General features: G+C 60.8%; 26 protein-coding genes and 1 pseudogene. 11 read left to right on the top strand and 16 right to left on the bottom strand.

Annotated features, from left to right (window positions below; genetic code table 11):
* Positions 1-8: 8 nt before the first annotated feature.
* Together AC07V4_RS16355 and AC07V4_RS16350 are read right to left on the bottom strand one after the other, a co-directional pair.
* Positions 9-503: a PaaI family thioesterase gene (locus AC07V4_RS16355; RefSeq protein ID WP_492637463.1), complete on the bottom strand. Its 495-nt coding sequence runs from the start codon at positions 501-503 to the stop codon at positions 9-11.
* A 71-nt stretch (positions 504-574) separates the two neighbouring features.
* The gene (locus AC07V4_RS16350) at positions 575-1,465 is read right to left on the bottom strand and encodes a DMT family transporter (RefSeq protein WP_492637462.1); all 891 of its coding nucleotides are present in this window, start codon (positions 1,463-1,465) and stop codon (positions 575-577) included.
* 88 nt (positions 1,466-1,553) lie between these two features.
* On the opposite strand from AC07V4_RS16350, the gene AC07V4_RS16345 reads away from it, so the two are divergent.
* Positions 1,554-2,879: an aminotransferase-like domain-containing protein gene (locus AC07V4_RS16345; RefSeq protein WP_492637461.1), complete on the top strand. Its 1,326-nt coding sequence runs from the start codon at positions 1,554-1,556 to the stop codon at positions 2,877-2,879.
* Between the two features lies 1 nt (position 2,880).
* On the opposite strand, the gene AC07V4_RS16340 is transcribed toward AC07V4_RS16345, so the two are convergent.
* A complete protein-coding gene (locus AC07V4_RS16340; RefSeq protein ID WP_492637460.1) occupies positions 2,881-3,312 on the bottom strand; it encodes a nuclear transport factor 2 family protein in 432 nt (143 codons plus the stop codon).
* 219 nt (positions 3,313-3,531) lie between these two features.
* On the opposite strand from AC07V4_RS16340, the gene AC07V4_RS16335 reads away from it, so the two are divergent.
* Positions 3,532-4,266, top strand: a complete 735-nt coding sequence (locus AC07V4_RS16335; protein ID WP_492637459.1) for a CPBP family intramembrane glutamic endopeptidase — start codon at positions 3,532-3,534, stop codon at positions 4,264-4,266.
* 114 nt (positions 4,267-4,380) lie between these two features.
* Here AC07V4_RS16335 and AC07V4_RS16330 read toward each other — a convergent pair whose 3' ends face one another.
* Positions 4,381-6,090 carry an amidase gene (locus AC07V4_RS16330; RefSeq protein ID WP_492637458.1) on the bottom strand — a complete coding sequence of 570 codons (1,710 nt, stop codon included), beginning with the start codon at positions 6,088-6,090 and terminating at the stop codon, positions 4,381-4,383.
* Between the two features lie 134 nt (positions 6,091-6,224).
* Here AC07V4_RS16330 and AC07V4_RS16325 point away from each other — a divergent pair, with 134 nt between their 5' ends.
* Positions 6,225-6,539 carry a DUF2834 domain-containing protein gene (locus AC07V4_RS16325; RefSeq protein WP_492637457.1) on the top strand — a complete coding sequence of 105 codons (315 nt, stop codon included), beginning with the start codon at positions 6,225-6,227 and terminating at the stop codon, positions 6,537-6,539.
* A gap of 57 nt (positions 6,540-6,596) precedes the next feature.
* Here AC07V4_RS16325 and AC07V4_RS16320 read toward each other — a convergent pair whose 3' ends face one another.
* From AC07V4_RS16320 to AC07V4_RS16310, 3 genes are read right to left on the bottom strand one after another with little or no spacing between them, the layout of a single operon-like run.
* Positions 6,597-7,520, bottom strand: coding sequence for a sugar ABC transporter substrate-binding protein (locus tag AC07V4_RS16320; protein ID WP_492637456.1), 924 nt, complete (start codon positions 7,518-7,520; stop codon positions 6,597-6,599).
* Between the two features lie 35 nt (positions 7,521-7,555).
* The gene (locus AC07V4_RS16315) at positions 7,556-8,689 is read right to left on the bottom strand and encodes a phytanoyl-CoA dioxygenase family protein (protein ID WP_492637455.1); all 1,134 of its coding nucleotides are present in this window, start codon (positions 8,687-8,689) and stop codon (positions 7,556-7,558) included.
* Complete coding sequence (locus AC07V4_RS16310; RefSeq protein ID WP_492637454.1) at positions 8,689-9,525, bottom strand: SDR family oxidoreductase; 837 nt, start codon at positions 9,523-9,525, stop codon at positions 8,689-8,691. Before AC07V4_RS16310 ends, AC07V4_RS16315 begins: the two co-directional genes overlap by 1 nt.
* A gap of 123 nt (positions 9,526-9,648) precedes the next feature.
* Here AC07V4_RS16310 and AC07V4_RS16305 point away from each other — a divergent pair, with 123 nt between their 5' ends.
* Both AC07V4_RS16305 and iolG read left to right on the top strand, forming a co-directional pair.
* Positions 9,649-10,674 carry a LacI family DNA-binding transcriptional regulator gene (locus AC07V4_RS16305; RefSeq protein ID WP_492637453.1) on the top strand — a complete coding sequence of 342 codons (1,026 nt, stop codon included), beginning with the start codon at positions 9,649-9,651 and terminating at the stop codon, positions 10,672-10,674.
* A gap of 35 nt (positions 10,675-10,709) precedes the next feature.
* Positions 10,710-11,714, top strand: coding sequence for an inositol 2-dehydrogenase (gene iolG / locus AC07V4_RS16300; protein WP_492637452.1), 1,005 nt, complete (start codon positions 10,710-10,712; stop codon positions 11,712-11,714).
* A 137-nt stretch (positions 11,715-11,851) separates the two neighbouring features.
* On the opposite strand, the gene AC07V4_RS16295 is transcribed toward iolG, so the two are convergent.
* Entirely contained in the window at positions 11,852-13,063 is a 1,212-nt protein-coding gene (locus tag AC07V4_RS16295) for an MFS transporter (RefSeq protein ID WP_492637451.1), read from the bottom strand.
* 97 nt (positions 13,064-13,160) lie between these two features.
* On the opposite strand from AC07V4_RS16295, the gene AC07V4_RS16290 reads away from it, so the two are divergent.
* Positions 13,161-13,982 carry an AraC family transcriptional regulator gene (locus tag AC07V4_RS16290; protein WP_492637450.1) on the top strand — a complete coding sequence of 274 codons (822 nt, stop codon included), beginning with the start codon at positions 13,161-13,163 and terminating at the stop codon, positions 13,980-13,982.
* A gap of 23 nt (positions 13,983-14,005) precedes the next feature.
* Here AC07V4_RS16290 and proP read toward each other — a convergent pair whose 3' ends face one another.
* Complete coding sequence (gene proP / locus AC07V4_RS16285; RefSeq protein ID WP_492637449.1) at positions 14,006-15,508, bottom strand: glycine betaine/L-proline transporter ProP; 1,503 nt, start codon at positions 15,506-15,508, stop codon at positions 14,006-14,008.
* A gap of 438 nt (positions 15,509-15,946) precedes the next feature.
* Here proP and AC07V4_RS16280 point away from each other — a divergent pair, with 438 nt between their 5' ends.
* Entirely contained in the window at positions 15,947-17,350 is a 1,404-nt protein-coding gene (locus tag AC07V4_RS16280) for an MFS transporter (protein ID WP_492637448.1), read from the top strand.
* 35 nt (positions 17,351-17,385) lie between these two features.
* On the opposite strand, the gene AC07V4_RS16275 is transcribed toward AC07V4_RS16280, so the two are convergent.
* Entirely contained in the window at positions 17,386-18,303 is a 918-nt protein-coding gene (locus tag AC07V4_RS16275) for a bifunctional helix-turn-helix transcriptional regulator/GNAT family N-acetyltransferase (RefSeq protein WP_492637447.1), read from the bottom strand.
* 230 nt (positions 18,304-18,533) lie between these two features.
* Between AC07V4_RS16275 and AC07V4_RS16270 the strand changes: the two genes are divergently transcribed.
* Both AC07V4_RS16270 and AC07V4_RS16265 read left to right on the top strand, forming a co-directional pair.
* Positions 18,534-19,013 (top strand): P-loop nucleotide/nucleoside kinase family protein, encoded by a 480-nt coding sequence (locus tag AC07V4_RS16270; protein WP_492637446.1) that lies wholly within the window; start codon positions 18,534-18,536, stop codon positions 19,011-19,013.
* A gap of 94 nt (positions 19,014-19,107) precedes the next feature.
* Positions 19,108-19,266 (top strand): annotated as a pseudogene (locus AC07V4_RS16265) (DNA mismatch repair protein MutT); the annotation flags it as partial.
* A 5-nt stretch (positions 19,267-19,271) separates the two neighbouring features.
* Here AC07V4_RS16265 and AC07V4_RS16260 read toward each other — a convergent pair.
* The gene (locus AC07V4_RS16260; protein ID WP_492637445.1) at positions 19,272-20,339 is read right to left on the bottom strand and encodes an NAD(P)/FAD-dependent oxidoreductase; all 1,068 of its coding nucleotides are present in this window, start codon (positions 20,337-20,339) and stop codon (positions 19,272-19,274) included.
* Positions 20,340-20,353: 14 nt separating this feature from the next.
* A complete protein-coding gene (locus tag AC07V4_RS16255; protein ID WP_492637444.1) occupies positions 20,354-20,914 on the bottom strand; it encodes a cysteine hydrolase family protein in 561 nt (186 codons plus the stop codon).
* A gap of 110 nt (positions 20,915-21,024) precedes the next feature.
* On the opposite strand from AC07V4_RS16255, the gene AC07V4_RS16250 reads away from it, so the two are divergent.
* Positions 21,025-21,531 carry a GNAT family N-acetyltransferase gene (locus AC07V4_RS16250; RefSeq protein ID WP_492637443.1) on the top strand — a complete coding sequence of 169 codons (507 nt, stop codon included), beginning with the start codon at positions 21,025-21,027 and terminating at the stop codon, positions 21,529-21,531.
* On the opposite strand, the gene AC07V4_RS16245 is transcribed toward AC07V4_RS16250, so the two are convergent.
* From AC07V4_RS16245 to AC07V4_RS16235, 3 genes are all read right to left on the bottom strand, one after another.
* Complete coding sequence (locus tag AC07V4_RS16245; protein WP_492637596.1) at positions 21,528-22,829, bottom strand: NAD(P)/FAD-dependent oxidoreductase; 1,302 nt, start codon at positions 22,827-22,829, stop codon at positions 21,528-21,530. The genes AC07V4_RS16250 and AC07V4_RS16245 overlap by 4 nt on opposite strands.
* Before the next feature lie 61 nt (positions 22,830-22,890).
* The gene (locus AC07V4_RS16240; RefSeq protein ID WP_431751029.1) at positions 22,891-23,046 is read right to left on the bottom strand and encodes a hypothetical protein; all 156 of its coding nucleotides are present in this window, start codon (positions 23,044-23,046) and stop codon (positions 22,891-22,893) included.
* A gap of 77 nt (positions 23,047-23,123) precedes the next feature.
* Positions 23,124-23,756: a TetR/AcrR family transcriptional regulator gene (locus AC07V4_RS16235; RefSeq protein WP_492637442.1), complete on the bottom strand. Its 633-nt coding sequence runs from the start codon at positions 23,754-23,756 to the stop codon at positions 23,124-23,126.
* Positions 23,757-23,868: 112 nt separating this feature from the next.
* On the opposite strand from AC07V4_RS16235, the gene AC07V4_RS16230 reads away from it, so the two are divergent.
* Positions 23,869-24,522, top strand: coding sequence for an O-methyltransferase (locus AC07V4_RS16230; protein WP_492637441.1), 654 nt, complete (start codon positions 23,869-23,871; stop codon positions 24,520-24,522).
* Positions 24,523-24,528: 6 nt separating this feature from the next.
* On the opposite strand, the gene AC07V4_RS16225 is transcribed toward AC07V4_RS16230, so the two are convergent.
* The gene (locus tag AC07V4_RS16225) at positions 24,529-25,149 is read right to left on the bottom strand and encodes a LysE family translocator (protein ID WP_492637440.1); all 621 of its coding nucleotides are present in this window, start codon (positions 25,147-25,149) and stop codon (positions 24,529-24,531) included.
* Positions 25,150-25,239: the final 90 nt, after the last annotated feature.

Here is a 25,239-nt window from a genome sequence, read left to right as displayed (position 1 = left end):
GACCAGGATCAGCCTTCGCGACCATGGGCGGCGGCGGCCAATTGGCCGGTGTCGACACGCACGAATACCGAGTCGCCGATAGCCGTGAGCACATCACCGGCGTATACCTCGCAGACCACGCGGCTTTTACGCCCGACCTCACCCTCGACGCGTGCGCGAAGGGTCAGTGTGACGCCCATCGGCGTCGGCTTGATGAACTTGATGCCAAGGTTGCCGGTCACGCAATCGATGCGCGGCAAGGTGCCGGGTTCACGCGCCTCAAGACGGTAGTGATAGGCCATGGCGGTCCAGTTCGAATGGCAGTCCACCAACATGGCGATCAGGCCGCCGTAGACCAGGTCCGGCCAGCCGGTGTATTGGGCTTCGGGCAGGTGTTCGGCGATGATGTGGACACCGTCGGCATCCCAACGGCTCTTGATGTGCAGGCCATGGGGGTTGCTGCCACCGCAGCCATAGCAAATGCCTTCGGGGGCGGTGGTGTCCTGAAGAGAAGGGATGAGCATGCAAAGTCCTTATTGTTTCTTTTGGCGACCACTCTGTTTAGCAGGGCACGCACCGAAAGGGAATAAGTCCATTAGCGTGCGAACCGCTTCGCCCCTGCCACACAGCCGATCACGGCGATCGTCACCAGCACCATGCCCAGGCTGACCTGCTCATGCAGCAGGCCCGCCGCCAGCGCCAGGCCGAAGAACGGTTGCAGCAACTGCAACTGGCCGACGGCGGCGATACCGCCCTGAGCCAGGCCGCGATACCAGAACACAAAGCCAATCAACATGCTGAACAGCGACACGTAACCCAGGCTCAACCAGGCGGGCAAGCTGATGCCGGTGAAACTGAGCGGTGCCAGGATCATGCTCAACGGCAGCACGACCGGCAGCGATACCACCAGTGCCCAACAGATCACCTGCCAGCCGCCCAGGCTGCGCGACAACTTGGCGCCTTCGGCATATCCCAGGCCGCACACCAGCACCGCCAGCAGCATCAGCACGTCACCCACAGGCGCGGCGCTCAAGCCCTGGGCGAAGGCGTAGCCCATCACCAGCACGCTGCCCAGGATCGAAAACAGCCAGAACACTGGACGCGGGCGCTCACCGCCGCGCAATACGCCGAACACGGCGGTAGCCAGCGGCAGTAGACCGATAAACACAATGGAGTGCGCCGAGGTGACGTATTGCAGGGCGAGGGCGGTCAGCAACGGAAAGCCGATGACCACACCGAGCGCGACGATCGCCAGTGGCATCCATTGAGCGCGCGCGGGGCGACTCTCCTTGAACAACCGCAGCAGAAGCAGCCCAAGCAAGCCTGCAATGGCCGCGCGGATCATGGTGAGAAACACCGGATCGAACTCCATGACCGCCAGGCGCGTGGCGGGCAATGAACCGCTGAAAATCACCACGCCGATAAAACCATTGATCCAACCCTGGGTGCTGGTGTCGAGGGTGCTGAGCCGCGAAGTACGTTCCATGGGAGATGCCCGAAAAGAAAAGTTGCGTGTCCGGCATCCTAAAGTTGAAGATTGAGACAATCAAAAAATTGTCATGGATACATCACCTATGCCGCGCGCCCGTTATAAGTCGCTGGTTGACACGTTCGCCGCCGATATCCGCAGCGGGAAAATGCCGCCCGGTACACGGCTGCCGACCCATCGGCAATTGGCTGCCGAGCACGGCCTGGCCTTGGTCACGGCCAGTCGTGTGTACGCTGAGTTGGAAGCCATGGGACTGGTCAGTGGTGAAACCGGGCGTGGCACCTTTGTGCGGGAGATCGCATTGCCGCCAGGGCAGGGCAGTGGCCAGATGATCGTCGCCACGGGCATGCTCGACCTCAATTTCAACTACCCCTCGTTACCCGGCCAGGCCGACTTGTTGCGCACGGCGTTGCGCCAACTGGCACTGTCGGGTGACCTCGAAGCCCTGTTGCGCTATCAGCCCCATGCCGGTCGCCTGCACGAGCGGGCAGCGGTAGCGCGGCACTTGGTGAGTCGCGGGTTGGCGGTGGATGCTGAACAGGTGCTGCTGGTCAGCGGTGCCCAGCACGGCTTGGCGGTGAGCATGATGGCGTTGCTCAAACCTGGCGATGTCATCGCCGTGGACGCGCTGACGTATTCGGGGTTCAAGGTGCTGGCTGAAACCCTGCACCTGGAGATTGTCGCGATCCCGGTCGACACTCATGGCCCGGACCTGGCGTTTCTACAACGCCTGTGTCACAAGCGGCCGGTGCGCGCTGTGTACAGCATACCGACCTTGCACAACCCACTGGGTTGGGTGATGAGCCTGGCACAGCGCGAGCAACTGATCGGGATTGCCCGTCAGCATCATCTGATGATCATCGAGGACGCGGCCTACGCCTTTCTCGTCGAGGACGCACCTCCGCCCCTGGCGACCTTGGCGCCGGAGCGTACGGTGTACATCGGTGGGTTTTCCAAGAGTATCGCCACTGGGTTGCGGGTGGGTTTCATCGCCGCACCGCCTGCCTGGGTGAAGGGGCTGGAGCGCAGGATCATGGCCACCACCTGGAACGTGCCGGGGGTGATGAGTGCGATGGCCGTCGCCTGGATCGAGGACGGCACCGTGGCGCAGTTGGAAGCGCAGAAACGCCAGGATGCCCAGGCGCGGCAGGCCTTGGCGGCACAGGTGTTGAGGGGTGTGGACTACATCAGTCACCCGTCGTCGTACTTTCTATGGCTGCCGCTGGGGGAGGATGCCCGCGCTGATCAGATTGCCATGACCTTGCAGCGCGAGCAGGTCTCGGTGTCCACCGCCGAACCGTTCGCGGTCTCTGCCTACGTGCCCCACGCGTTGCGCCTGGCGCTCGGCTCGGTGGAAATACCGGCGTTGCGTGAGGCGTTGCTCAAGGTGCGCAAGGTCGTGGAATGGTGAACTAGTACTTGTAAGCCTGGCGCCCGATCAGCAGCCATTTGCCGTGCTGTTTCTGCCAGACCTGGAAGTTATCGATATCGGTCGGCACTTCGACGCCGCTGTTCACCGCCAAGGCATGGAAGTGGTTGCGCACCAGGGCAGTGTCGCCGTCGAGGGTAATGCTCTGGTTCTGCATTTCCAGGGTCTTGAATGCGCTGGTGTGGGTTTCCAGGTCGGCGATGAATTGCGCCTTGTTCTGCACCTTGCCGCTGGAGTGACCGTAGGTGAGGTTGTCGGACGTCAACGCGTGCAACTGCTTGAGGTCCAGGTGCAGCATGGCTTGGGTCAGTTGGTCGACCGCTTGGGCCACCTCCTTTTCGGCGGGGGCAGGCGCGGCTGCGACGGCGCCGGAAAACAGACACAGAAAACCGAGCAGCACTTTAGCGTTGGGCATGGGTGTTTCCTTATTGTTGTTGGGTGGCATCAATGATCGATGTTGTCGTACAACCATGCCGTAATTTTGCAGAAAAAATAAAGTGAAATTTATATAGGTCCATAAAATACTGGTTTTATGTTCTGGTGTGACGTCTTATCACGTTGCTGGATCTTTTCGAGCAAATGGCAGATGGCTATGCTTGCGCGCCATTCATCCCCCCCCAAGGAACCAACCCCCATGATCGCCGAAGGAATGGTGATGTTGATCAAATACGCAACCCACCTGACACCCGGCGTGCTGCTGTTCGGGTTGTGGTTTGCGCTGACGCCGAGGACGCTGCCCGCGCTGCGTATCTTGATCCTGCTGTTGGCGTTCGTGCTGATGCGCGATGTGATGACGCCGTTGCGTATGTGGGCGCTTGGCAGCGAAGTGCAAATTGCTTTCACCAATAACGGGTTCGTACTGGCGGCGCTGGGTGGCTTGTCGGTGCTGCTGATCATGTTGCTGGTGCGCGTAGCGCCTGAGTTGTGGCGGCTGATTCGTTGGTCCATCGGCAATCCAGTCGTTGGCCTGGTCGTGGGGCTAGGGGTGGGGTGCCTGATCGGTGTGCCGCTACGGATTTACCAAGGCATCGACGCGTCCTCGATCCACGGTTACTGGGTTTGGCTGCCAGGTATGGTGGTGTTGGCCTATGGTGCCAATGCGTTGGAAGAGGTGTTGTTTCGCGGGTTCCTGCAGGGCTATCTGGAACAGCAGGTCACGCCTCTGCGCGCGGCCTTGATCAGTGGCGTGGCCTTTGCCGCCTGCCACACCTTTCTGGCTTTGAGTGTGACCCAACTGGGCTGGCCGGTGTTGCTGTTCACCCTGATCGAAGGGCTGGCCTGTGCGCTGGTGCGTATGCGGTATGGCGTGTTGCCGGCGACGCTCACTCATGGCACGGTAATTTTGCTGATTGCCGTGCCTTTAATTTGAAAAACAATCAAATGTGGAAGCTGGCTTGCCTGCGATAGCGGTGAAACAGTCGACATCTGCATCGACTGACACTACGTCATCGCAGGCAAGCCAGCTCCCACATTCAGACCGTATTCATTCTGTTGCCAACGGTGGTGTCCGTGGGGGAATGAGGCGTTTGTTGCCGGTGGCTTCATACGCCGAAGCAAAGCGCAGCAATGCCGAATCGTCATAGGCGCGCCCGGCGAAGGTCAACCCGACCGGCATGCCGATGTCGGCCATCACGCCCATCGGCACGGTGACGGTGGGTACGCCCAGGTGGCGAATGGCGAGGTTGCCGTTGGCCACCCAGATGCCGTTGCTCCAGGCGATGTCGGCAGAGGTTTCGTTGATGTCGGCGTCAGCCGGGCCCACATCGGCCACGGTCGGGAACAGCACGGCGTCAAGGCCCAGGGTGTCCATCCAGTCTTCCAGATCCAGGCGCCGGGTTTGTTCAAGGCCGCGCAGGCCGTCGGGTACGGTGCTGATTTCATTCCATGGCGTGATGCCACGCTGTGCCATGCGCACGTACTCGTCCATGCCGGCGGCAAGGTCGTCCTCACGGTTGGGCAGGGTACCGGGGTCGTGGGGGAAGATCTTCGGCCCGTCGACATCGGCCAGGCGGTTCAGGGTCGGGTCGCCGTTGGCGCGCAGGAAGTCATCAAAGGCCCAGGCCGACAGTTCCCACAATTCGTCGTGCAGGAATGTCTTGGACACCAGGCCACGGGTAAACACCGTTGGAGCGCCGGGGCGGTCGCCTTCGCAGTTGGAGACCAGCGGGAAATCCACCTCGATCACTTCGGCTCCAGCGGCTTCCAGCGCCTGGCGGGCGGCCTGCCAAAGATCGATCACGCTGGCGCGGGTGTTGATCTTTTGCCCGGTTGGCCCGCCGATCCCGGGTTTTTCGCTGGTGCCGGCTTCAGGGTCGGCGTTGATGTACATGCGAGGTACACCGAAGCGCTTGCCCACGAGAGACTCCGAAGTCACCGCCAGTTCGGCGTAGGACGCCGGGCGCACCGAGGCCACGCTCGGGATGGGTACCCAGGGTTGCAGGCGCCACAGGTCGCCACGGGTATCGGGGTCTTCGGCGACCACGACATCGAGTACTTCCAGCAGGTCGGCCATGCTGCGTGCATACGGCACGACCACGTCCATGGTTGGCGTCAACGGCCAGTTGCCGCGCACCGAGATCACCCCACGGGACGGGGTGTAGGCGCACAATCCATTGTTGGACGCCGGGCCGCGTCCGCTCGACCAGGTTTCTTCGGCCAGGCCGAATGCGGCAAAGCTTGCAGCCGTCGCGGTGCCGGCGCCGTTGGACGAACCGGAAGCAAAGGGCGCGGTGAGATAGGCGGCGTTGTACGGGCTTTCTGCGCGGCCATACACACCGCGTTGCATCCCGCCATTGGCCATCGGCGGCATATTGGTCTTGCCCAGGCAAATGGCGCCACCGGCGCGCAGGCGCTCAATGGTGAACGCGTCGCGATGGGCCGTCAGCTGGGCGAAGGCCGGGCTGCCGGAGGCCGCGGTCAGGCCCTTGACCAGGTAGCTGTCTTTGGCGGTGTAAGGGATGCCGTCCAATGGCCCCAAGGTTTCACCCTTCGCCCGACGCGCATCCGACGCTTCGGCTTCTTTGAGCGCCTCGGGGTTGCGCACCACCACGGCGTTCAAGGCGGTAGCGGTCTGCGGGCCGTCATAGGCATCGATCCGCGCCAGATAAGCCTTGACCAGTTCAACGGCAGTGGTCTGGCCGGTTTCAAGCGCCGCGCGCAATTGGGCAATGGAGACTTCGGTAACTTGCATCACGTTTTTTTCGCCGCCTTCAAGTGGGAGGTATGGCGGCAGTCTACGGACAGATATTTCACAGTGCCAGCGCTCCGAGAATCTTGCTGCTAAGGTGAGCGACTCGCTATTAAAGGTTGCTCTTCAAGGAGGATTGCATGCACAGGCCTTATCTCGCCCTGATCGGTTTGCTCGGGTTTTCGTTGTATACGCTCTACACGATGCTCACGGCGCAACAGTCGCTGCTGGCATTTGGACAAGAACTGATCTCGCGACCGGATACGGCGCAGGTGGTGATCGACCTGTATCTGATGGCGGTGCTGGCGTGCGTGTGGATGTATCGAGATGCGCGGGGGAGAGGGCGGTCGGTGGTTTCGGTGCTGCCTTACTTCTTGCTGACGGCGGTATTCGTTTCGGTGGGGCCGTTGCTGTACATCGTTGTGAATGGTTTTGCGCGCCGGTCGCCACGCTAGTGCCGATGTTGACTCTGTGGCGGGCGAGCTTGCTCGCCACAGGTATTGTCGCGGTCCTCAAGGGTTAAGAAATGCCTGGTAATTATCCTTGGTGATCTGCTGATAAGGAATGGTCAGCTCGGCGGTGTAGGGTTCTTTCTTCACCATCTTCACCGCCAGGTCGATTGAGCCCACCGCCTGCCCTTTGTTGTCCTGATACACGGTGACCAGCAATTGGCCTTTTTTCACCGCGTCCAGTCCGGCCGGGCCGCCGTCGCTGCCGGCTACCAGTATGTCTTTACCGGGTTGCATGCCGGCCTGACTGATCGCCATGGCCGCGCCGATGGCCATCTCATCGGCATTGGCGACCACGGCGTCGATTTTCTTGCCGGACACTATCCAGTTGTTCATCAGGTCGATGGCCTTGCTGCGCTGCCATTCCGCCGTTTGTTCCTCGACGATCTTGATCGCGGGGTAATCCTTGAGCACCGTCTTCACCCCCAGCGTGCGGTTGTGGGTGGCGTTGTTCGACAGCAGCCCGAGCATGATCGCCAGGTTGCCTTTGCCGCCCATTTTCTCGGCCAGGTAACGCATCTGGATCTCGCCGGCCTTGACCTCATCCGAGCCCACGTAGCCGACCCCCGGCGGTAGTTGCTGGGCGTCGGGGCGACGGTTGACGAACACCAGCGGTGTATTTGCCTGCTGGGCATTGTCGGTCATCTTTTGCGTGGCGGCAGTGTCCACCGGGTTGACGATGATTGCGTCCATGCCCTGGGCGGTGAAGTTCTGCACCTGGTTGAGCTGGCGCACGACATCGCCCTGGGCGTCTTCGAATTGCAGGGTCACGCCGGGCAGTTGTTTGGCGTGGGCAGCCATGTAGTCACGCATTTGCGCGAGGAATACATCATCGACCTGGGCAATGCTCACGCCGATACGGATATCGGCCAGGACCCAGGGGCTGAAGGCGAGGGTAAAGAGTGCCACAAGGAGGTGCTTTTTCATGGTTGTGCTCCGTTGTTTTTGTTGTTGTCAAAGCATCACGCCTGGCGCTTGGCCCGCAGCTGCGCCACGGCGGCGGCGAAGTCCGAGTATGGCCAGCGTTCGTTGAGGGCTTGCAGCATCAACTGCTGTCCGGTTTGCGGGGCCAGGCCCTGCAAGGGTGGGTCGGTGTCGAGGTTGGTCGGGAAGGAGTACCCATCGGCCGTGCAGGCCACCACGGCTTGCACGGCTTCGGCATCCAGCGATGGGGTGCCCAATAGAACCGGGTACACCGCCAGCATCATGCGCTCGCGGTCGAGGGCTTCCATGGGTTTGCCGAACGCTGAGGAGATTTGCAGCAGGTTGGCCATGCGCCGGCAATCCTGCGTGCTGTTGGTGCCGGCGGCATGGAACAGCGCCGGGTTGAAGAACAGCAGGTCGCCTTTGTTCAGCGGCAGTTGCACTGCGTGTTGCTGGAAGTAGTCGATGAACTCCGGGCGCCGCCATGCCAAGTAACCCAGGGCGTATTGCTGGGAAAACGGCAGCAGTTGGGTCGGGCCGGTTTCCAGCGGCATGTCCGAGTGGGCCACCGCGCCTTGCAGTGTCAGGTATTGAGACAACACGTGCAGGGGCAGGGGAAAACGTTCCACCACCTCATTGGTCTGGAAACCCAAGTGATAGTCACGGTGCGGTTGTTGGGCTGGGCCGCCGGGGTGCACGACGTTGACCTGCGCGGTGACCTGATAGCTCGGGCCCAGCCACGCCTCGGCGATCAACCCCAGCAACGGGTTGGCGTAGTACTCGACAAACGACTCTGGCGACTGCAATGCCGCCTTCTGCAACGCGTTCCAGATCCGCCCATTACTGCCGGCCTTGGCGAAGTGATCGGCGGCCACGCCGTGCGCCGCTTCACTGGCAAAGATCGCCTCGAACACCTGGCTATGGCGGTCCACCACGTCCAGGTCTTCATAGGCTCGGCGTACCACCATCACGCCAGGTCCTTCGCGGAATAGGCGATGCAGTTCATTCATCACCGCCGAGCGGTCACTATTGCGTAGCGTGCGAGCCTGATAGACCGGCACATTACTCAGCACTTCGGTGCACAGCGGATAGTCCGCTGCACTCGCCTGTTGCGCGCAAATGTCGCTGAAATCCCCCAGGCATACCACCTGTTCAGTCACGAACGCCGACATCACACACCTCCCAGCGCCCGGTGCGGTTGCGGGCTGCCGCCGTCGGTGCAACCGACCACGCCTTGCTCCAGGTCGATCACCGCGCCGGTCATCATCCCTGACTCGCGCGACAGTAAAAACGCCACGCTTTGCGCCACTTCCTCAGGCTTGAGCAGGCGCCCGAACGGCTGCGCGGCTTCAGCCGTCGCCAGCCAACCGTCCTGGGCACCGTGGTACTGGCGCTGGATTTGGTCCTCGTGGGGGGTGTCCATCCAGCCGATGTTCAAACCGTTCACGCGGATGCGGTTGCGCAGGGCACTGAACGCCACGTTCTTGGTCAGGATGGCCAACGCGCCCTTGGACGCTGCATAGGCGCTGAGAAACGATTGCCCTCCATGGCCGGTGACGCTCTGGATATTCACCACCGCGCCTTCCACGCCGTTGCTGATCATCAGTTTCAATGCTTCCTGCATCAGGAAAAACGGTGCCCTTACATTCACGGCCATCAGCCGATCAAACAGTTCGGGTGAGGTGTCGAGGATGGTGCCGCGGTCCGACATGCCGGCGCAGTTCACCAGCCCATGCAAGGTGCCGAAGTGAGTGCGCGCCGCTGCGATGATCGCTTGGCAATCCTCGACTTTTTCCAAGTCCGCCTCGACAAAGAACGCCTGGCAATCCAGCTGGGCCAACTGCTGCACCTGTTCTTCGCCTTGGGCACGGCGCCGTCCGCAGATGATCAAGCCGGCGGCGCCGCGTCGGGCAAGGGTATGCGCTACTGCTGCGCCCAGGCCTTGGGTGCTGCCGGTGACGACGAAGTACTGGCCGTTGAACGAGGTGGCGAGATCGGTGTGGGGCATGGGTTTCTCCTGGATTTTTGTTGTTGTGCGGCGCTCGGCTCGACGCCGGGCAAAACTGAGACTAGCATTGCAAAACCTCAGAAAAACCCAAATAACACCTCAAAAACACCTCAGGCGAACCGCATGCTCGAACGTGCCAAACACTTCTCCATCAAGCAACTAGCCACCCAGGCCGGTGTGAGCAACGCCACGGTCGATCGCGTGTTGCACCAGCGCGGCAGCGTGCATGCGCAGACTCGGCGACGGATCGAGCAGGCGTTGGATGAGCTGGAAGCCCAGGAGAAAAATGGCCTGGCAGTGGGGCGTACCTTTCATGTCGACGTGATCATGCATACCCCGCAACGCTTCAGCACGGCGGTGCAGGCGGCGATCATTGCGCAACTGGGCAGCCTGGCGCCGTTTCGCATCGCGCCGCGTTTCCACCTCTTCGAAGAGATCGAACCCCAAGCCATGCACGATCAGTTGCTGCGCTGCCTCGACACCGGCAGCCAGGGCGTGGTGCTCAAGGCCGCCGATGAGCCGGCGGTGAACCTGGCCGTCAAGCAACTGAGTGCGGCGGGGATTCCGGTCGTGACCCTGGTGACGGACCTGCCACACAGCGAACGCATCGGTTACGTGGGGATGAACAACCGCACCGCGGGCCAGACTGCTGCCTACCTGATGTCACGCTGGCTGCCGACCGAGCCCCAGGACGTCGCGGTAGTGATCGGCAGCGAACTGTTCCGTGGCGAAGAAGAACGCGAGATGGGCTTTCGCGCTTGGCTGCGCGGGCGTGCCGCGCACTTGCGCGTGCTGGATATCAGTGGCGGCTATGGCGTGTATGACCGCACCTTCGAGCGTGTCAGCCAAGCCTTGCGAAACCATCCCGAACTCAAGGCGGTGTACAGCGTCGGCGGTGGCAATCGCGCGATTGTCGATGCGTTCGCCGCCCAGGGGCGCCCGCTGGAGGTGTTTATCGGTCACGACCTGGACGAGGAAAACCGCCAGTTGCTGCGCGAAGAAAAAGTCGCCGCGATCATCGATCACAACCTGCAGATCGATGCCCGTCACGTATTCCTGCACATCCTGCAACACCACCGGTTATGGAAAGCCGGGCCGATTGCGCCGTCCCAGGTGCAGATCGTGACACCGTTCAACCTGCCGGATTGAGTACTCCCCTTAATAACAACACCAGGAGTTCCGCCATGCTACGTATTGCCGTTCTAGGTGCCGGGCGCATCGCCAAGATCCATGCTGCCAACGTCGCCGCCCATCCCAATGCCACGCTGGTGCTGGTGGCCGACCCCTGGCGCGAAGGGGTTGATGCACTGAGCGCACAACTGGGTTGCGAGGCTGCCTACGACTGCGCCGCCGTGCTCAGCCGCAAGGATATCGACGCGGTGGTCATCGGCACGCCCACCGACACCCACATCGATTTGCTGCTGGCGGCGGTGGCGCAAGGCAAGGCGGTGCTCTGCGAAAAGCCCATCGACCTCGATATCGCCAAGGCTCGCCACGCCGCTCAAGTCGTCGAGCGTCAAGGCGGCCAGGTGATGCTCGGCTTCAACCGGCGCTTCGACCCCGACATGCTGCGTCTGCGCCAAGCCCTCGACGCCGGCCAGATCGGCGCTGTACGCCAGGTCATCATCACCAGCCGCGACCCGGGCCTGGCCCCGCGCGATTACCTGGCACACTCAGGCGGCATCCTGCGCGACATGACCATTCATGACTTCGACACGGCCCGCCACCTGCTCGGTGAAGAGCCGGTGGAGGTCAGCGCCGTCGCCAGCCGTCTGGTGGACCCGAGCCTTGAAGAGATCGACGATTATGACAGCGTCATGGTGCTGTTGCGCACCGCCTCCGGCAAACAATGCCACATCAACTGCTGCCGCCAGGCGGTGTATGGCTATGACCAGCGGGTGGAAGTGTCCGGTGCCGATGGCGTATTACTCACCGATAACCACCGGCCCAGCACTTTGCGCCATTGGAGCGCAGCACACACTGAGGCGTTGGAGCCGTTGCAGCATTTCTTCCTGGAGCGCTACGCGGACGCCTATCGCAATGAGCTGACCCAGTTCATTGATGCACTGAACAGCGGTGGCGCACTGCCGACCGGTGTGCGCGATGGGGTGTATGCGTTGCATCTGGCGGATTGTGCGTTGGAGTCGGTGAGGACCGGCAACCGGGTGGCCGTGCACTACGACCTTTAGCGGCAAGCTGCGGTGCGACAGCATTGTTTCGTGCCGGGTCTGCCTGGGTGTGCGCTGAAAGCCCGGATCGTCAGCGCACACGCAGGTTTCTCAGAGTCCTCATCGTACCGGCATACGGCCAGCCGATGATCGGCGGGTCAGACGCCTTTGGTTGACGGCAACAATATCGTCAGGATGCCCACCAGTGGCAGGAACGAGCACAGTTTGTAGACGTACTCGATGCCGTGGTTGTCGGCGAGCATGCCGAGCAGTGCCGCACCGATACCGCTGAAGCCGAACATCAGGCCGAAGAAGATCCCGGCGATCATGCCCACATTGCCGGGCACCAGTTCCTGGGCATATACCACGATGGCCGAGAAGGCCGAGGCGATGATAAACCCGATCACCACGCTCAATACCGCCGTCCAGAACAGGTCGAAGTAGGGCAGGGCCAGGGTGAACGGCGCTGCGCCGAGGATGGAGAACCAGATGACTTTCTTGCGTCCGATCTTGTCGCCGATCGGGCCGCCCGCAAAGGTGCCGACAGCCACTGCGCCAAGGAACAGGAACAGGTACATCTGGGAGCTGGCCACTGACAGCTGGAATTTTTCGATCAGGTAGAACGTGAAGTAGCTGGTCAGGCTGGTCATGTACCAGTACTTGGAGAACACCAGCACGGCCAGCACGATCAGGGCAAAAGTCACGCGGCCTTTGGACAAGCCGTGGGTGGCCTTGGCGCCTTGCTTGAGCTTGAACAGATTGAGGTGGTGGCGGTACCAGCGGCTCAAGCCGTACAGCACCAGGATCGCGAAGACTGCGAACAACCCGAACCAGGCGATGTGAGTTTGGCCGTAAGGAATGATGATCGCTGCCGCGAGCAACGGGCCGAAGGCGCTGCCGGTATTGCCGCCGACCTGGAAGGTCGATTGCGCCAGGCCGTAGCGTCCGCCCGAGGCCAGGCGGGCCACTCGCGAGGTTTCCGGGTGGAAGGTCGAGGAGCCGACGCCGACCAGTGCCGCTGCCAGCAGGATCGCCGGGAAGGTGCCGACAAACGCCAGCATCAGGATGCCGATCAAGGTGCACACCATGCCCGCTGGCAACAGCCACGGCTTGGGATGGCGGTCGGTGTGGTAACCGATCCAGGGTTGCAGCAAGGATGCGGTCAGTTGGAAGGTCAGGGTGATCAGGCCCACCTGGGTGAAGCTCAGCCCGTAGTTGGCCTTGAGCATCGGGTAGATCGAAGGCAGCACGGCCTGGATCAGGTCGTTGATCAGGTGCGCCAGGGCACAGGCACCGAGGACGCGCATGACCAGGGGGCTTACCTGGGGCGTAGTGGTTGCAGCGGCGGGTGACGCGGTGAGTGTCGACATGCAGGCATTCCATACAGGGCAGCGAACAGGGGCGGCGAGTACTTATGCTCGCCACCCGTTTCTAATTGTTTCGGTGTATATGCTAGATTCGGCGTAAATGCCTGTCTCGCGAAATTCGGGAGGCAACTGTCGCAAAAAGGGCGAAATGATCAAACCACTGGATGAATTTCTGCAGGAGATCGATGAAGGCGACTGGACTGTCATCAGTTCCGCCACCGATTATCCCGAAAACTGGGTGATCCCTGACCATAGCCACGAAAAGCACCAACTACTCTACGCCATCGAAGGCGTGATGGTGGTGTACTCGGCGCAAAACCAGTGGACGGTGCCGTCCAACCGTGGCTTCTGGATGCCCAGCGGGCAAGTACACTCGCTGCGTTGCGTCGGCACGTTGAAGATGCGCAGTGTGTTCGTGCGCCCGGATGCCTTCCCGAACCAGCCCAACGGAGCCAAGGCCGTGAGCATCTCGCCACTGCTCAGTGAGTTGATCAAGGCGTCGGTGAGTTTGAAGCCGCCTTATGCCGAGGACTCCCGCGACGCTCGGATCATGCACCTGATCCTAGACGAACTGGCGATTCTGCCGGCGTTGCCGCTGTCGCTGCCCCAGCCTGCCGATTCGCGTATCAACCAGATTTGCCAGGCACTGCAACAGGATGCGGGAGATGCTTCGACGGTGGCGGATTGGAGTGCTCGGTTGGACTTGGACCAGAAGACCATCCAGCGCCTGTTTCGCAAGGACACCGGTTTGACCTTCGGCCAGTGGCGCCAGCAGGCGCGGTTGCTGCTGGCGCTGGAGCGTATCGCGGTGGGGGAGAAGATTATCGACGTGGCCATCGAGCTGGGCTACGAAAGCCCCAGCGCCTTTACCAACATGTTCAAGAAACAGTTCGGTAAGACGCCGAGTCAGTTTTTCCGGTAGCGCTGGCGCTCGCTGGTCAGGTCTTAGTTGATGTGCGGATGCTGTTCAACCAGGTTTTTGCGCTTGGCTTCCAGCTCGGCAATTTCGGCGTCGATGCCTTCGATCTTCTGCTCGATATTGTCGTGGTGTTCCTGCAGCAACTCCTTGGCTTCTTCTATGTCCGACGCGGCCGGTGCCGCGCCATGCAGGGGTTTGTTGGCGGTCTCCTTCATGGTCAGGCCGGTGATCAGGCCAACCACGGCGAACACCATCAGGTAGTAGGCGGGCATGTACAGGTCGTTGGTGCTTTCCACCAGCCAGGCCACTGCCGTGGGGGTGACGCCGGCGATCAGTACGGAGACGTTGAAGGCACTTGCCAAGGCGCTGTAGCGGATGTGCGTGGGAAACATGGCGGGCAAGGTCGAGGCCATCACGCCGATGAAGAAGTTCAGGATTACGGCGAGGATTAGCAGGCCGCCGAAGATCAGCCCGATCTTGCCGCTGGTGATCAGCATGAACGCCGGGATCGCCAGCAACAGCAGGCTAATGCTACCGGTGATGATGAAGGGCTTGCGGCCGATTTTATCGCTGACAAAACCAATGAATGGCTGCACGAACAACATGCCGACCATGATCGCGATGATGATCAGCACACCGCTGTTTTCTTTGTAGTGCAGGTTGTGCGACAGGTAGCTCGGCATGTAGGTGAGCAACATGTAGTAGGTCACGTTGGTGGCCGCGACGATACCGATGCAAGTCAGCAGGCTGCGCCAATGTTTGGTGGCGACTTCCCTGAATGAGACTTGGGGACCATGGGTCAGCCCCTCGCGGTCACCTTGTTCCACTTTGTCCATGTGCTGCTGGAACGCCGGGGTTTCTTCCAGGGCGTGGCGCAGGTACAGGCCGATGATGCCCAGGGGCAGGGCGAGGAAGAACGGCAGGCGCCAGCCCCAGGATTCGAATTGCTCTTCACCCAGTACGCTGGAAATCAGCACCACCACACCCGCGCCAAGCACGAAGCCGGCGATGGAACCAAAGTCCAGCCAACTGCCGAGGAACCCGCGTTTGCGGTCAGGAGCATATTCGGCAACGAAGATCGAGGCGCCGGTGTATTCACCGCCGACCGAGAAGCCTTGGGCCATTTTGCACAGCAACAACAGGATCGGCGCCCAGATGCCGATGGAGGCGTAGCCGGGGATCAGGCCAATGGCGAAGGTGCTCAAGGACATGATCACGATGGTGGCAGCGAGGACTTTCTGCCGCCCGTACTTGTCGCCCAGTGCACCGAAGAACAGGCCGCCCAGGGGACGAATCAGGAAAGGTACGGAGAAGGTGGCCAGTGCGGCGATCATTTGGACGCTGGGAGAGGCGCCGGGGAAGAACACCTTGCCCAATACGTAGGCGACGAAGCCGTAGACACCAAAGTCGAACCACTCCATGGCATTGCCCAGGGCGGCGGCGGTGATCGCCTTGCGTACCTTGGTATCGTCGACGATGGTGATGTCTTTCAATCTGATGGGTCTGACGCTTTTCTTGCGTAATTTCATGCGGGCCACTCTAAAACTGAACAGGGGAGGTGCCATCGTTGCGATGGCGCCGCTCTGTCAGCTCAGATACGAGCGCATACGAAAAAATTCATCTTATTTGTTATTTGGCTTTTTGCAGACACCCTGTCATTGCGTCAGAAACGGACCTTGTAGCGAGCGGGCTTGCCCCGCGCTGGGTGGCGAAGCCGCCCCAATAAGACCACCGCGTGGTGTCAGGTAGAGCGCGGCAGCAGGTTTTAGGGCGGCTGCCCCACCCAGCGCGGGGCAAGCCCGCTCACTACAATTGATATCGTCATCCTACAACTGATTTTCGTAGAGCCCAATAAACCGCAATCTTTCGGATTGACAGTGCTTAGGTAGCTCGATATAAAAGTCACAGTTGTATGACGACATATGACGTTACGTGTGTCCTACCTAAAAACAATAAAAAGTGATGCCATGAACTTGAACGAGCCCATCAACGCCCAGCGCGTTGGCCAGGCGGTAGGCAACTATCGCTGGACCATCTGCGCGATGCTGTTCTTCGCGACAACCGTCAACTACCTCGACCGCCAGGTGCTTAGCCTGCTGGCACCACAACTGTCGACGCAATTTGGCTGGAGTAACACTGACTACGCCAACATCGCCGCGGTGTTCCAGTTCGTCTATGCGATTTCCATGCTGTTTGCCGGGCGGTTTGTCGACAAGATCGGCACCAAGGCCGCCTATGTGGTGGCGATTGGTATCTGGTCCACCGGCGCGATCATGCATGCGTTTTCGGTGCCGATGGGCGAGGGTGTCGCGGCAATCAGTGGGGCTGTCGGTCTGGCTGTGATCCCGGTATCGATTGCTGGCTTCATGCTGTCACGCGCCGTGTTGGCGATTGGCGAGGCGGGTAATTTCCCCATCGCGATCAAGGCCACCGCCGAGTACTTCCCGAAGAAAGAACGCTCCTTGGCCACCGGTATTTTCAATTCGGGCGCCAACGTTGGCGCGATCCTGGCGCCGATCTGTGTGCCGTTGATCGCAGGCTTATGGGGTTGGGAAGCTGCGTTTATCGTGATTGGTGCGCTGGGGTTCGTGTGGGTCGCCGTGTGGGTTGCGCTTTACCAGAAGCCGGAGGAGCAAAAGCGCCTTTCGGCCGAAGAACTGGCCTACATCCGCAGTGACCAGACCGTACAACCCTTGACCCCTGCGCCCGCCGATGTGGCACCGAAAAAAGTCTCGTGGTTCAAGTTGCTGACCTATCGCCAGACCTGGGCGTTCGCCTTCGGCAAATTCATGACCGATGGCGTCTGGTGGTTCTTCCTTTTTTGGCTACCCACTTACCTGTCGGCGCAGTACGGCATGAAAGGCGCGGACATCGTGATGCCGCTGGCGGTGCTGTACAGCATGACCATGGTCGGCAGTATCGGCGGCGGCTGGTTCCCCAGCTATTTCATGGCCCGTGGCGATGCTCCCTACGATGGCCGTATGAAAGCCATGCTGGTGATTGCACTGTTCCCGTTGGTGGTGTTGCTGGCACAGCCTTTCGGTTACCTGAGCTTCTGGGTGCCGGTGCTGCTGATCGGCGTGGGCGCCTCGGCGCATCAGGCGTGGTCGTGCAATATCTTCACTACGGTGTCTGACATGTTCCCGCAGAAGACCGTGGCGTCGGTGGTCGGTATCGGCGGCATGGCGGGTGGCTTGGGCGGCGTGGTGATGACCAAGATCGGCGGTTGGGTGTTCGACTACTACAAGTCCGTCAATGATATTCACACGGGCTACATGATCATGTTTGCGATCTGTGCGCTGGCGTACCTGGTGGCGTGGAGCGTGATGAAGGCGCTGGTGCCACGCCACAAGGAAATCACCGATCTGTAAGGTCGTGCCTCCCGCGTCTGTGACGCGGGAGGTGTTCAGAGTTCACGGCTCCAGGTTTGACTGACCAACGTCTTGCCGAAACTGACGGTGGGTTCTTCCTCAACCAATTCGAAGCCGGCCTTCTGGTAGAGCTTGCGTGCATCCGTCAAGATGTCCACGGTCCACAGCATCATGCTTTTGTAGCCCGCGTTGCGCGCAAAGCGCAGGCACTCGTCCACCAACCGCTGACCAATGCCCATCCCCCGCGCACTGGCGTCCACATAGAGCATGCGCAGTTTGGCCGTGGTCTCGTCATGGCGTATCACGAACACCGAGCCCACCACCTCGCCGTCCTTCTCCGCGATCCAGCAGCGCTCACACGTCGGGTCAAACTCGCGCAAGTACTGGGCGACAATTTCCGCCACCAGCGCTTCGAACTCCCAGTTCCAGTTGTACTCGCGGGCATACAGCGCCGTTTGCTGCTGTACCACCAGGCCCATGTCGCCAGGTTGCGGATCACGTAGCAAATAATTCGGCGCACGGCCTTGTAGCAGCGTTTGAATGCGCTGCATGGACGCGGTCAGTTGTTGTTGCTGCAGCTCAGGCAAGGCTTGCAGCAAGGCGATGACTTCTTGTTGGGTTCTCTGTTCCAGCGGCGCAAGCACGGAGCGGCCGAGGTCACTGAGGTGCAGCTGTACCGCGCGTGCATCGGTGGCCGAGCGGACTTTCTGGATCAGGCCTTTCTTTTCGAACCCAGTGATCAACCGGCTCAGGTAACCGGCGTCCAGGCCAAGCATCTGGCACAGGTCGGCGCTGGTCAGGTCACCCCGGGAAGACAGCTCATACATCACGCGGATTTCGGTGAGAGAGAAGTCGCTTTGCAACAGGTGTTCCTGCAGTACGCCGATCTGGTGCGTGTAGAACCGGTTGAAGCCACGGATGATGCCGGCGCGTTCGACGAGGGTGGTAGACATGACGATGCTCTATTGGTTGCCTTAGGCAATTATATTGTTGCCTCTGGCAAGCATGTCAAACACTTTGCTTAGCGGTTGCGTGTCACCGGCCAAACGGTATTGGCGAGGTCATCGGCGATGACCGGTGCGGCTTTCGGGCCCACTGTCACGAACGGTACGAAGAACACCTGGGTCATTGCGCCGGTCCGGGCAGGCGGGCATGCTCCAGACTCTGCATAAGGAACCGCCCCATGCCCACTCTGCATCTGCTCTGCGGCAAGATCGCCTCCGGTAAGTCCACTCTCTCCAAGTCCCTTGCCGCCGAGCACGCGGCCATCCTGCTCAGCGAAGACCATTGGCTCGCCAAGCTGTATCCGGGAGAGATCCAATCCATTGCCGATTATCTGGGCTGCGCCCAGCGTGTTCGCGGTGTGTTGGGGCCGTTGGTGATCAACCTGTTGCAGTCAGGCGTCAACGTGGTGCTGGATTTTCCCGCCAACACCCTGGCCAACCGCGAATGGCTATTGGGCCTGGCCCAGGCGGCTCAGGTACCGCATTGTCTGCACTATCTCGAGTTGGACGACGCCACCTGCCGCGCACGCTTGCATGCGCGCAACGCAGGCGGCGAGCATGATTTTGCGGCGACCGATGCCGAGTTTGATTTGATTACTCGCCACTTCAGCGCCCCAGGCGCAGAAGAAGGGTTACTGATTGAGGTACATCGCTTTTAGCGCCAGATCGCGGAAGCATCAAACACCGCTATAGGGTCTTGGTCATGAGGGGGCATCATGAATCAGCAAGTTTATGAGGAAGGAACTACGGTCAATGCGTGAACGTAAAGCAGCACGACTCCTAGTCATCAGCCTTGCCAGGAAAGTGCTTTTGTTCAGGTTCGTCCACAAGGACGGCGCGCTTGCCGGCCAGAATTATTGGGCGACGCCAGGTGGCGACGTTGAGGCCGGTGAAACTTTCCACACAGCGGCCTTCACTTAGAAGAACCGATCTGGCCGACAGGGCAGCAACAGAGATGAGATCTCGCCGGCCATGATTTCCTCACTGGCCAGGCGGCCAACGATTGCCGCCAGCGCCACGCCTGGGTGCATGCTGCACACATAGACGCCGCCGACAGTGGGCAAATAACCGATGACGGGCAGCCCGTCTTCCGTGATGGGCCTGAGCCCGACGCAGACCGTTTGCAGGTCAAGTGAATCGGCTCCTGCCAGTTCGCTCCGGATCGCGTTGGCAGTCCGCCGTGCGATGGCTGAGGGATGATGCTCCAGCGCATCGCCCAAGTAATCTTCCGCCGCCAGCAACGTGCCATCCGCACTTTGGCGCACCTCCATCTCGGTGTTGGAGATGAGGGTGCAAACGAGGCCAGGGCGTGCCGCGTAGCGGATGAAGACAGAAGGAGAGGGCTCGACAGGAAGGGGCCTTCCCAGCAAACCGGTCAGTGCCTTGATCGCCGTTCCGGCGGCGAGCAGGACCACATCGGCATCCAGGGTGCCCTGCGAGGTTTCGACGCCGGTGACTTGGCCCAGCACCGTCCTGAAACCCAGCACGCGGGTCTGTGTTCGAACTGTCGCCCCCTGCGCCTGGGCACCTGCAATCAACGCGTGCGTGGCCTGCACTGCGTCCAGGGCACCTTCTTCGGCTTTGAACAGGGCATGTTCAGGTGGGTTCTTCAGCGCGGGCTCAAGCGTTTGAATGTGCGCGCGAGCGGGGTAGACCGTCGACGATGTGTGATCAGCAGCCAGCAATGCTTCATCAGTACCCGCGCCGTAACATAAGGCGCCGGTCCATTGGATGTTCAGGTCAGGCAGCTCTGCTTCGAGTCGATGAAACTCGCGGATGGCTTCACGCCGCAGGGCGGCGATTGGGTCGGGAGCGCTGTGGGAGGTATTGATCCAGGCGAAGGAGGTGGCGGTAACGCCGCAGGCGATTTCACCCGCTTCAACCACGCAGACATTGGCACCTTCGCTCGCCAGGTGATAGGCAAGCGATGCACCGACGATGCCTGCGCCCACCACCACAATCCGCTTGCCTGCGTTGTGTTCCATTCCTACCGTCCTTGTTAACAGTTGGCCAGCAACTGAGCCGTCTTGGCGATCCTGGCGTAATCCATTGCCAGGTTACTCAGCGACAATGCATGCACGTCTTCGGCCGGCCAGAGTCGTCCGGATAAATCGGTTTGATCAAAGGTGTAGCAGGCATCCGCCGCTACGATCACATCAAAACCGAGGTTGCCGCCGGATCGCGCCGTGGCTTCGACAGAATTGTTGGTAATCACCCCAACGATCACCAATTGCTGGATCGAGCGCATGTGCAACCAACGCTCCAGGCCGGTGGCGGTGAATGCATCCGGAACATTTTTTTTCACCACATGTTCGTGCTTGAGCGGTGCCAGTTTTGCCTGGAACTCACAGCCCGGCTGGCCCGGCCAGAATACCGAGCCTGGAGTGCGGGATATATGCCGGACATGCACGATAGGGCGTTGGGACTGCCGCCACTCGCCGAGCAGGTGTTGAATGTGCAACTCGGCGTCAGGATTATTACGTCGACCCAGCTTGGGGTCATTCATACCCTGTTGCATGTCGATGATCACCAATGCAGCGTTTGTCGCTAACGGTTCCATGGCATGTCCTTTCGCTGGAGAGGAGCGAAACATAGCAGCGATTGCATGAACTCAGACAGGAAATTCTTCGAAGGCTTTACACTGCTGTCGCCCATCAGAGATAAGAACCTATGCCTGCCCATATTCGCCTCGCGCATTCAGATGACGCGCCCTTTTTGCCCCGTGTCGAGCTGTCTGCTGCCCAGGTATTCCGATCAATTGATGGATTGGGTTGGCTGGCGGACACCGCCACCATGACGGTCGAGCGGCACCAGCAGTTGATCGCATTGTCGACCTGTTGGGTGGTTGTTGACGCCGACGACCAGCCCCAAGGCTTTCTCAGCGCAGAGCGCCAAGGCGATGCTCTGCATATCCATGAAGTGTCAGTGGCGCAATCCATCCAGGGGCAGGGCTGGGGGCGCCAGTTGTTGGAAAACGCCATGGCCTACGCTTATGCAAATGTGCTGCGTGCAGTAACGCTGACGACATTCAAGCATGTGCCGTGGAACGCGCCTTTCTACACGCGGCTGGGGTTCAAACCCGAAGTGGACTTGCGCCTGGCCGGAATTCTGGCCGATGAATACGCCCACGGATTTGAACCCGGCAGCCGCTGCGCCCTGTCGTGGAGCGCCCGTTAGCGCAGTTTCTCGAGCATCTGGTAGTACCACATGCCCACCGCCAGCATCGGGTTGCCGAACACATCACCCAGCGGCACTTTGATGTGTTTGCAGCCGGCGAAGGTGTCGAACTTCTCCAGGGTGCCGGTGAGGGCCTCAGCCATGATCTCACCCATGATGTGGCTGGTGGCGATGCCATGCCCGGAATAGCCCTGGCAGTACCAGACGTTATCCGACAGCTTGCCCAGCTGCGGCACGCGGTTCATCACGATGCCCATGGCGCAGCTCCACTGGAACTCGATGTCCACGCCCTTCAGTGCCGGGAACGTGCGCTCGATGCACGGGCGCAGTTCGGCGGCGATGTCCCGTGAGTCGCGCCCGGAATAATTGGCGCCGCCGCCGAACAGCAATCGCCCGTCACCCGTCAGGCGGTAGTAATCGAGCACGAATCGGCAGTCGTATACCGCCAGGTCGTGGGGGTTGATCTGGCGTGCCAGCTCGCCCAAAGGCGCCGTGGTGACGATCCCACCCATGGCCGGGAAGATCTTGCCTTTGAGCTGCCGGGGTTCGAGCTTGTGGTACACGTCGCCGGCCAGCAACACTTGGCGGGCATCGATGCGCCCTTGGGCGGTGATCACGGCGGGGCGCTCGCCATGCACGATTTCCAGCACCTCGGAGTTCTCGAAAATCAACGCGCCCAGGCTGTGCGCAGCACGTGCTTCGCCCAGGCACAGGTTCAACGGGTGCAGATGCAGGTTGCGTGTGTTTTTCAGGGCACCCAGGTACAGCTCGCTGTCCAGATGTTGCCCAATGGCGGCCTGATCCAGCAGGCTGACTTGATCGCCCATGCCGCGCCGTTGGGCTTCGTCGTGAAAGGCGCGCAGCTCAGTCAGGTGCGAGGGCTTCATCGCCGCATGCAAGTGGCCGTGCTTGAGATCGCAGGCAATCGCGTACTTATGCACCCGTTGCTCGATGATTTCATGCCCACGCCAACGCAGGTGCCAGATGAAGTCGTCCACCTCATCCCCGAGGCGCTGGCGCATTTGTTGGCGCATGGCCTCATCGCCCGACAGGCTGCCGGTGACTTGCCCGCCGTTGCGCCCACTGGCGCCCCAGCCGATACGGTTGGTCTCGACAATTACCACCTTGAGCCCACGTTCGGCCAGCTCCACGGCGCTGGCGACGCCGGTGAAGCCGCCGCCGATGATCACCACGTCCACGCTGACCTGGCCCTGCAAGGTGGGGTACTGGGTGGTGTCGTTGATACTGGCGGTGTAATACGAAGCGCTGCGCTGGGCAGCAGCAATGACAGGACGCATGTCTGCGGTCATGGTGGTGATCCTTCTGATGGATGAATGCCGGGGAGGCTGCTTCGACTGATCAGAAGAGGGCGTCGGGCGGGCGTGCATGGCGGCAATGCCACAGCGCCCAGAAGGCCAGGATGCGATTGAACAGCGGGTTTTCGCAGGAACGCGCCTGCACCTTCGCGAAGGAGGGGAGCAGGTGGCGACGGATCGAGCGCAAGGGCGAAATCATGGTCGTCGATGCTCCCATCGTGTGCGGGGGCGTTCAATCAGTGTTTGTGAACCTTCAGATAGGGCTTTGTTAAACAATCAGCGTTGATTGAGCGTGTTCACATAGGCGTGAAACATATCCGCCATGCCATCCGCGTAAGCCGTAATGTCTGCTGCTGTGCGTGGGCTGCCGGAGAAGTCCTTGCCCACCGAACTGAGGGTGGCAAGGATCAGATCGCACGCCAGGGCACGGTGGCCCTCGGGTACTTCGGGCAGTAGCTCCAGCATGAACCCCTGAAAAGCCCGACGGCCTGCCGCGCGCACTTCCAGGGCTTCAGGCGCATCCCGATACAGCGGCGCGGCGTCGCTCAGCGCTCCACGCATCTGCGCTTCCTCGCATTCGGAGTGGATGAAGGCATGCACCAAGGTGCGCAAGCGCGTCAGCGGTGGCGTGTCGGTTTTGTCGAGGATGTCGCAGAGCATTTGCGTGGTTTGTTGCCACTCATCACTTTGCAGCCGAAACAGAATCGCCGCCTTGTTGGGAAAGTATTGATACACCGAACCCACACTCACACCGGCCTTTTCGGCCACGCGCGCGGTGGTGAAACGGGTGGCACCTTCCTTGGCCAAAACCTGAATAGCCGCTTGCAGGATCGCCGCCACCAGTTCGGTGGAACGGGCCTGCTGGGGTTGCTTGCGCGAGGAAATCCGGGCGGTTTGGCGGGATGTCATGAAAGGGCTCCGGCGGCTGGGCCAATGCGAATAGCGAGGGTGATGAATCACTCGCATACTTTTAATGCGACGAATTAGTCGCATCCTAGCCCCAACCTGACGGAAAGTAACCATGACGACCCTGACCACCGCGCCATTGGCGCCACTGATCGAACGCCTCTACACACAAGCCAATGCCGCCACCAGCCCGATCATCAACAGCGTCTCCCGTGAAGAGCGTGAGCGCCTGATGCACAGCAAAACCGAATACCTGGCGCTCTACACGATGCTCAAGGACCTGTGGTTGCCGGTTTCCCGCGACACCGGCAACCTGCTCTACATGCTCGCCCGAAGCAGCCAGGCGCGGGCCATCGTCGAGTTCGGCACGTCGTTTGGTCTGTCCACGCTGTTTCTGGCGGCTGCGCTGCGTGACAACGGTGGTGGCGTGCTGATCGGCAGCGAGTTCGAAGCGTCGAAGATCGCCCTGGCACGGGAGCATTTCATCGAAGGCGGTGTGAGTGACTTGATCGAGATCCGTGAAGGCGATGCACTGGTGACTCTGGCCACCGACCTGCCGGAAGCGGTCGACTTGCTACTGCTCGATGGTGCCAAGTCGCTGTATGGCGATGTGCTGGGCCTGGTGGAGAAACACCTGCGGCCCGGAGCCTTGGTGGTGGCCGACAATACCAATTATTGCCCGGAATACCTGGCCTATGTGCGCTCGCCGGCTAACGGTTATTTGTCGGTGCCGTTTGCCGATGACATCGAGTTGTCGATCCGCCTGTGATAACGCTCAGCGCTTGCTGAATGCCAGTCGCGCGGCAAACAACACAAAGATCATCCCAGTGGTGCGGTCCATCCACTGGATGACTTTTTCCCGGCGCAGGAACCCGGACAATGGCTGCGTCGCGCCAATCAACACCAGCGACCACACGAATCCGAGTACCACATGGATGCTCACCAGGCCAAAGGTCCAGGCGATCAACGAATGGCCTTGGGGGATGAACTGCGGCAGGAACGACACGTAGAAAATTCCCACCTTTGGGTTCAGCACATTACCCAGCATGCCCTTGAGGAACCAGTTACCGCTGGTCGCGCCGTCGGATTGTGCTGGCGCCAATGACCGGCGCGGGCGCAACAGCATGTTCACGCCCAGCCACGCCAGATAGGCGGCGCCGCAATACTTGAGCAGGTTAAAGGCCACTTCCGACACTGCAATCAACGCGCCCAGCCCGAACGCCACGGCCGCGCCCCACAACAGGCAGCCGGCATTGATGCCCAGGGTGGCGTGCAGCGCCTGGCGTTTACCTTCTACCGTGGCGGTGCGCAGCACCAGTGCGGTATCGAGCCCGGGCGTGAGCGTCAACACCGTGGCGGCGAAGGTGAAGGCGAGCAGGTTATCGGCGATGGACATGGGCGGATGCCTTCTACAGTGGGTGCAGGGACGTTAACCGATCGGCAGGCAATTGGGAAAACCCTGAGACTTCCCGGCGAAAATCCTCAT

It is taken from the genome of Pseudomonas sp. GW821-FHT03A09, from assembly GCF_059421065.1.
Note: the sequence above shows the minus strand (reverse complement) of the source record. Positions and strands in the feature narration are given on the sequence as shown.

Coding starts and splice junctions, on each gene's coding strand:
- AC07V4_RS16355 (WP_492637463.1), bottom strand. CDS start 503: ATGCTCATCCCTTCTCTTCAGGACACCACCGCCCCCGAAGGCATTTGC.
- AC07V4_RS16350 (WP_492637462.1), bottom strand. CDS start 1,465: ATGGAACGTACTTCGCGGCTCAGCACCCTCGACACCAGCACCCAGGGT.
- AC07V4_RS16345 (WP_492637461.1), top strand. CDS start 1,554: ATGCCGCGCGCCCGTTATAAGTCGCTGGTTGACACGTTCGCCGCCGAT.
- AC07V4_RS16340 (WP_492637460.1), bottom strand. CDS start 3,312: ATGCCCAACGCTAAAGTGCTGCTCGGTTTTCTGTGTCTGTTTTCCGGC.
- AC07V4_RS16335 (WP_492637459.1), top strand. CDS start 3,532: ATGATCGCCGAAGGAATGGTGATGTTGATCAAATACGCAACCCACCTG.
- AC07V4_RS16325 (WP_492637457.1), top strand. CDS start 6,225: ATGCACAGGCCTTATCTCGCCCTGATCGGTTTGCTCGGGTTTTCGTTG.
- AC07V4_RS16320 (WP_492637456.1), bottom strand. CDS start 7,520: ATGAAAAAGCACCTCCTTGTGGCACTCTTTACCCTCGCCTTCAGCCCC.
- AC07V4_RS16315 (WP_492637455.1), bottom strand. CDS start 8,689: ATGTCGGCGTTCGTGACTGAACAGGTGGTATGCCTGGGGGATTTCAGC.
- AC07V4_RS16310 (WP_492637454.1), bottom strand. CDS start 9,525: ATGCCCCACACCGATCTCGCCACCTCGTTCAACGGCCAGTACTTCGTC.
- AC07V4_RS16305 (WP_492637453.1), top strand. CDS start 9,649: ATGCTCGAACGTGCCAAACACTTCTCCATCAAGCAACTAGCCACCCAG.
- iolG (WP_492637452.1), top strand. CDS start 10,710: ATGCTACGTATTGCCGTTCTAGGTGCCGGGCGCATCGCCAAGATCCAT.
- AC07V4_RS16295 (WP_492637451.1), bottom strand. CDS start 13,063: ATGTCGACACTCACCGCGTCACCCGCCGCTGCAACCACTACGCCCCAG.
- AC07V4_RS16290 (WP_492637450.1), top strand. CDS start 13,161: ATGCCTGTCTCGCGAAATTCGGGAGGCAACTGTCGCAAAAAGGGCGAA.
- proP (WP_492637449.1), bottom strand. CDS start 15,508: ATGAAATTACGCAAGAAAAGCGTCAGACCCATCAGATTGAAAGACATC.
- AC07V4_RS16280 (WP_492637448.1), top strand. CDS start 15,947: ATGAACTTGAACGAGCCCATCAACGCCCAGCGCGTTGGCCAGGCGGTA.
- AC07V4_RS16275 (WP_492637447.1), bottom strand. CDS start 18,303: ATGTCTACCACCCTCGTCGAACGCGCCGGCATCATCCGTGGCTTCAAC.
- AC07V4_RS16270 (WP_492637446.1), top strand. CDS start 18,534: ATGCCCACTCTGCATCTGCTCTGCGGCAAGATCGCCTCCGGTAAGTCC.
- AC07V4_RS16260 (WP_492637445.1), bottom strand. CDS start 20,339: ATGGAACACAACGCAGGCAAGCGGATTGTGGTGGTGGGCGCAGGCATC.
- AC07V4_RS16255 (WP_492637444.1), bottom strand. CDS start 20,914: ATGGAACCGTTAGCGACAAACGCTGCATTGGTGATCATCGACATGCAA.
- AC07V4_RS16250 (WP_492637443.1), top strand. CDS start 21,025: ATGCCTGCCCATATTCGCCTCGCGCATTCAGATGACGCGCCCTTTTTG.
- AC07V4_RS16245 (WP_492637596.1), bottom strand. CDS start 22,829: ATGCGTCCTGTCATTGCTGCTGCCCAGCGCAGCGCTTCGTATTACACC.
- AC07V4_RS16240 (WP_431751029.1), bottom strand. CDS start 23,046: ATGATTTCGCCCTTGCGCTCGATCCGTCGCCACCTGCTCCCCTCCTTC.
- AC07V4_RS16235 (WP_492637442.1), bottom strand. CDS start 23,756: ATGACATCCCGCCAAACCGCCCGGATTTCCTCGCGCAAGCAACCCCAG.
- AC07V4_RS16230 (WP_492637441.1), top strand. CDS start 23,869: ATGACGACCCTGACCACCGCGCCATTGGCGCCACTGATCGAACGCCTC.
- AC07V4_RS16225 (WP_492637440.1), bottom strand. CDS start 25,149: ATGTCCATCGCCGATAACCTGCTCGCCTTCACCTTCGCCGCCACGGTG.